This is a genomic window from Psychrobacter sp. H26 (genome assembly GCF_059073035.1).
Window position 1 is genome coordinate 1 of sequence record NZ_JCACRW010000004.1, and the last position, 5337, is coordinate 5337.

General features: G+C 38.5%; 6 protein-coding genes. 3 read left to right on the plus strand and 3 right to left on the minus strand.

The annotated features are described in order from the left end of the window. Both AC5JPT_RS13580 and AC5JPT_RS13585 read right to left on the minus strand, forming a co-directional pair. Window positions 1-240: hypothetical protein (locus tag AC5JPT_RS13580; RefSeq protein WP_493858499.1), on the minus strand; the 240-nt coding region annotated here is incomplete at its 3' end. After that, window positions 240-545, minus strand: a complete 306-nt coding sequence (locus tag AC5JPT_RS13585) for a mobilization protein MobS (RefSeq protein ID WP_493852753.1) — start codon at window positions 543-545, stop codon at window positions 240-242. The genes AC5JPT_RS13585 and AC5JPT_RS13580, both read right to left, overlap by 1 nt. Before the next feature lie 256 nt (window positions 546-801). On the opposite strand from AC5JPT_RS13585, the gene AC5JPT_RS13590 reads away from it, so the two are divergent. From AC5JPT_RS13590 to AC5JPT_RS13600, 3 genes are all read left to right on the plus strand, one after another. Further along, on the plus strand, window positions 802-2910 hold the full coding sequence (locus AC5JPT_RS13590; RefSeq protein ID WP_493858500.1) for a MobA/MobL family protein: 2109 nt from the start codon (window positions 802-804) through the stop codon (window positions 2908-2910). Between the two features lie 257 nt (window positions 2911-3167). Continuing rightward, window positions 3168-4181, plus strand: a complete 1014-nt coding sequence (gene repM / locus AC5JPT_RS13595) for a replication initiation protein RepM (protein ID WP_493852756.1) — start codon at window positions 3168-3170, stop codon at window positions 4179-4181. 132 nt (window positions 4182-4313) lie between these two features. Then, complete coding sequence (locus AC5JPT_RS13600) at window positions 4314-4898, plus strand: hypothetical protein (protein WP_493852755.1); 585 nt, start codon at window positions 4314-4316, stop codon at window positions 4896-4898. Between the two features lie 145 nt (window positions 4899-5043). Here the strand turns inward: AC5JPT_RS13600 and AC5JPT_RS13605 are convergent. After that, window positions 5044-5337: hypothetical protein (locus tag AC5JPT_RS13605; RefSeq protein WP_493858501.1), on the minus strand; the 294-nt coding region annotated here is incomplete at its 5' end.

Below are 5337 nucleotides of genomic sequence, written 5' to 3' on the forward strand. Positions count from 1 at the left end.
CTTTCCATGAGTAAAATATTCTGTTTTTGGAGGGTATTTTGGTTTTATCTTCCTTTGATAAATAGCTCCTACTACTAAGCGAAAATGTAACTTGTCGTCAGACATCTCATAGCGTTGACAATGGGCTATATCAACCCAATGCCCTTCTGATTGTGAAAGATTTTGTTTTACAAAGAGCACTGCACAAGCTTCATCAGAATTTGCATACTCACGATATCTCTTAAGTAAATCGTTATCCATTAACCTTCCTTTATCTTGTTTTCATCGTTATTCCCAGTAACAACCTTACCACCAAGCCCCTTTACCAAATCTGCCATCAACTCCTTATCTGTCTGTCTGCTCAAAAAATCTAACAGATTATCAGCTGTGTATTTCTTTAAGCCCCCCACTGAATCATTCTCTAAAGCATCTACTAGAAAAGCACCGAGTAGTATTTTTTGCCTTGTCAGCTTCTTATCTAACTTCTGTTTTTCTCTATTTATCTTAAGCTCAAGATCATTAATCTTCTGCTGTTCTTTTAAATCATTACCACCTAGTAAGCTCATATCATACCCTTATATCATTAATTTTTTTACTCACCTGACTATAGCAACTTCGCCAATAGCTAACAACAGTTTATGATATAGTTATTCGACAGATGGTTGCGTCCCACTGACTAAGTGCGAGTTTTCGACTTTACAAATGTCTAGTCCTATCGGACACACATTTATAAAATCAAAACATCGGCAGGGGCAAAGCCCCCACACCCCCAACACTATGAAAAGACGTAGTGCTAAAAACTAAAAAATAGAGCTTTTAGTAATGGCTATTTTTATCGCATCGACTAAATCAATATCTCGAAGTAACGGACAAAGTGCTGTTGCCAGTGCAAGCTATCGCGCAGGTGTTGAGCTAGAAGATAAACGCTATGGTAAGACCCACGATTACTCAAAAAAGCATGGGGTAATGAGTGCGGATATCATTTTACCGTCAGCATTGGCTGCTGCCAATGCTGATATTGATCGTAGTGATTTATGGAACAAAGCGGAAGCTGCCGAAAAAAGAAAAGATGCGCGTGTGGCTCGTGAATGGTTAATCAATTTACCGTATGAGCTGGACGAGCAAAACCGCAAAGAGCTAGCGCATACCTTCGCCCAAACGCTTGCGGATCGTTACGGCACGATTGCCGATTGCGCTATCCATCAACCGACCCAAAAAGAAGTTGATCGAGGGGCAGATCCTCGCAACTTCCACGCTCACATCATGTTTACTACTCGAACCGCAGAGCTGGACGCAGATAATCAAATCATACTGACAGATAAGGCAACTATCGAGCTATCAGATACCAAGCGCCTAACGCTAGGGCTTAAGCGTGTCAGTCATGAGATTAAAGAGGTGCGCCAAATTTGGGAGCAGATCGCCAACGAAAAACTAGCCGAGTTTAATCATGATCTGATTGATTCACGCAGCTATGCCGAACAAGGGATTGATATTGAGCCACAGCTCAAAATGGGGGCAGTCGCTACCAAGCTAGAACGTGAAAAATATGAGCAAGAACTCAGAAAAGCAGAGAAAGCCAAAGCAAAGGGTGAGCATTACGAGATTGATAAAACACCGGCAACAGAGCTTGGCACCATCAATGAAATAATCAATGAGCGTAACGAGCTGGTTTGGAGCGTTGAGCTTACCAAAAATCAAAAAGTGAATGCTGCCGCTGACAAGATAATCTTTGAAAGTCGCGCTAACAACGAGCGAGAACAAAATGAGCAACGATTTAAAGATATTAAATACAGACTTGATATTAGCGAATACGAAGTTGGAGTCGGTAATATCAGAATTAACACAGTTAAACGAAGAATTGATGACAGTAAACAGCGAGTTGAGTTCAACAAACAGCGCACTCAAGGAGAGCAGCGAGGTGATACGTGGTCGCTTGAAAGAATTAGCGACATCATCGAGCACGTTGATGACAGCAAACAACGAGTTGAGTACAGCGAACGACGACTTGAGGATAGCAAACAGCAGCTTGCAGGCAGAATTGGAACAATCTATACAGCAGCCCCAAGCCCATTCAATGACGCAGCACGACGAGAAAGAGCTTCTAAGCTTGATCAGCAGCAAAGACGAGTTGATCAAGACGCTAGAAAACACTCTTACCGAGATGAGAGAATCCATCAGTATGCTGAACGTATAAAACTGTTTTTGGCTAGTAAATTATTGACACGAAATGATATTAACAACCGTATTCGTTGGGAAAGTTACGAAACAGCAGAAGATTATCCCGATAAATACGATAAAAGACAGATTGAAAAGCTAGATAACTTCGCGCAATCATTAGGCTTGCAGAAATCACGTGATTACAGAGTAAGCAGTAGAGACATTGCTAGTCACTTCACAGCTGATTTTGTAAATCAGAACAAACCAATAGTTAACTTAATCAAAAACCCAGCAGCTGAGCGAGAGCATTATAACAACGTGGTTAAAGACTTTGAGCGTTTCAAAAAGCAGATAGATGATAAGCGTACAGAGTTTAACGCTAGTCTTATAGAAAAGTTAGGCGGTAAAGGTGGTGATGTTGGAGAAATGGCTAGGGATATTATTTCATCGTTTAGTTATTTAGAAGCTCTAGATTCTTATATCGCTAATGATAATAGAGCTGATGAAGCTAAGGAGGCTGCCAAGCTACATCGAGCAGATACAATCAATTTCACGTGTATACAATTCAAACATGCGCTTTTCGATGTTCACAAGCTACCATCTAACGAACGTGAGAAGCACTCAGATGCGCTCAGAACGTCTTTAAACAGTTTTATTGAACAATATAGCTCAGAGTTATCTGAAGACCAAAATACGGCAATACAGCGCGGTATAAACTCATTCAATCACTATCAAAATGGAACTGTTACTCGAAGTCACGGTTTGAGTCGCTAGTAAATCATTTTTTTATTCTTTTTTAACCCCTTTAATTCCTTTTAAGATATTTTAAAAGATTTTAAAAGATTTTAAACACCTTCAAACCATTTATATATATAGGCTTCAGAGGCTATATGACTACAAATCCAAGGTTTAATGACTACAAATCCAAGGTTTAATGACTACAAATCCAAGGTTTAATGACTACAAATCCAAGCTATTTAACTACATTATTGTTATAGTATGTAGTTAAATGCTTTTTAGGGTGTGTAGCAATGAAAAAAATCTCAGACATGGTAGTCAAAAGTAATTCGTTGATTGAAGCTAGTTATTCTCTTACGGTTCAAGAAATAAGGTTGCTTGATATAGCTCTAGCTGACTTAACGACTTACGAAGAAAGTGAGAAACAGCTAACGACTATGTCCGAGTTTGTAGAAGTTAGAGCAGATGAATATGCCAAGATGTACGGGGTTGATATGAAAACAGCTTATACAGCCTTGAGAGAAGCTAGCGAAAAATTATTCGTTAGATATTTCACATATAGCGTTCAAAGCGAACAGTTTCCAAGTCATCAAGAGCATCGGAAGTCTCGATGGGTTTGGAACATAGCTTATATAGAAGGTCAGGGGCTAGTTAAATTAGCGTTTACTCCTGATCTGATTAGCCTTGCAGGAAAGTTAAGAGGTAACTTCTCACGCTATCACCTTGAGCAAAAAGCTCCGTTAACAAGTGTTTATGCTCATCGTCTCTATGAAATGATGATGCAGTGGCGGAATTCTAAAGTAGTCCCTTCAATCCCATATCACGAGTTAAGACATAGGTTTGATATCGCTGACGATGAATATGTGAGAATAACGAATTTTAAGGCTAGAGCGTTAGAGCCAGCAATTAAACAAATTAATGAACATACTGATATAACTGTGAGCTATGACCAGTACAAGGAAGGGCGCAAGGTTGTAGGCTTTATTTTCAAATTTAAATTTAAGCAGACAACGAAGCCTATTATTAAAGATACCAACAAAGATACTAATAAGACCGCCAGTGCTGATAAGCCGATCACTAAGCGTACACCCAAAGTTATACCTACAATGAGCGCACCACAACGAAATACATTTGCTAATAAGCTAGCAAATCATTTTGATTTTACTAGAGACTATAGCGCACAGACTTATGGCAAGAGCCGTGGAGAAGTAGTTACATGGATTGAGGAAGGATTGCAAGACGATAAGAAGCGTCAAGAATGGCGCAAATATCTATTGTTGGCAGGCTATGAGTTCCCAATCCGATAAACACCTAAAACAGAACGTTATAAGTGGTTCCATTATAGCAGTCTGTTTTAAGTGGTCTGTTAATAGGTTTGAAGGGTGAAATAGCTGGTTCCCTTGGGGTATAGCCTAAAAAAATTAAGGTGAACATAAAAAATGACAGAAGATCATCATTATATTTCTCATAAAACTATGGTTAATCTATTAAACGATTTATCGCCCTTTAATTATGCTTATTTTTATGGATTTTTTGCAATTTTTTTCACTTCTTTAATACTAGGCTCCAAGTTCAAAAACTATCAAGGTATTACTCCCTTTGCACAATCAATGGAATTAGCTTCGGGTAGAATAAGGTTGCTGAACGATGCAGTTCTACTATATTTTGTATTAATATTTTTTATAATTACTCTCACTTATTTCATGAAAGGGGTATCAAACAAAGTTGTCAGGGAATTTAAACTAGCGGCAAAAAACCCAGATAAGTTAAATCATGCAGTCGGTGAAAATCCCAAAAGAACTATTCTTATAACTGCATTAATATTACTTTTTATAAATATAGGTTGGTTTATGTTCTTTGGCTTTACCTCAGCGGGAAACTCAAGAATCATGAGAAGCTTTCTAGTGGGTTCTGAATATTTCATTATAATAAATATTTTCTTAGGTTTTTTGTCAAACTTTTATCTATTAGTCTATTCATTAGTAATGATGGAAGGACGCAAGCACGTCGTATTCTCACGCTAAGCTCATATATGGTAAATAAAAATAATGATCCAAAAGCTCACTACATGTACACAACGAAGTACACTGCTGTTACTCCAACAACTCGAACCATCGCTACCACTAGCCTACAGCCGAAGATTCAAGTCCTCACTAGGGAACCGAACTGCTAATCTACCTCAATGCTCTTTATCTTATAAACAAACTCTGGCTCATTAATATAACCCATAGCCCTATCCCAAAGTGGATTGGTTTTATCTAAAAGATTATTGGCGAGCGCTTTAATCTCAGGGGGCGCATCGCTCCTAAAATACCCTTTGTTATCTTTATTCTTATCGTAGCTTACTCCAGTTATTCTAAATTTCTTCGCAACCACTCCTGCAAGCTTTTGCTGTTTTATGTCTTCATGAGCAGTTGCCCAAGTAATCGCTCTTACAGCAAAATAATAACGTCGATCATCAAA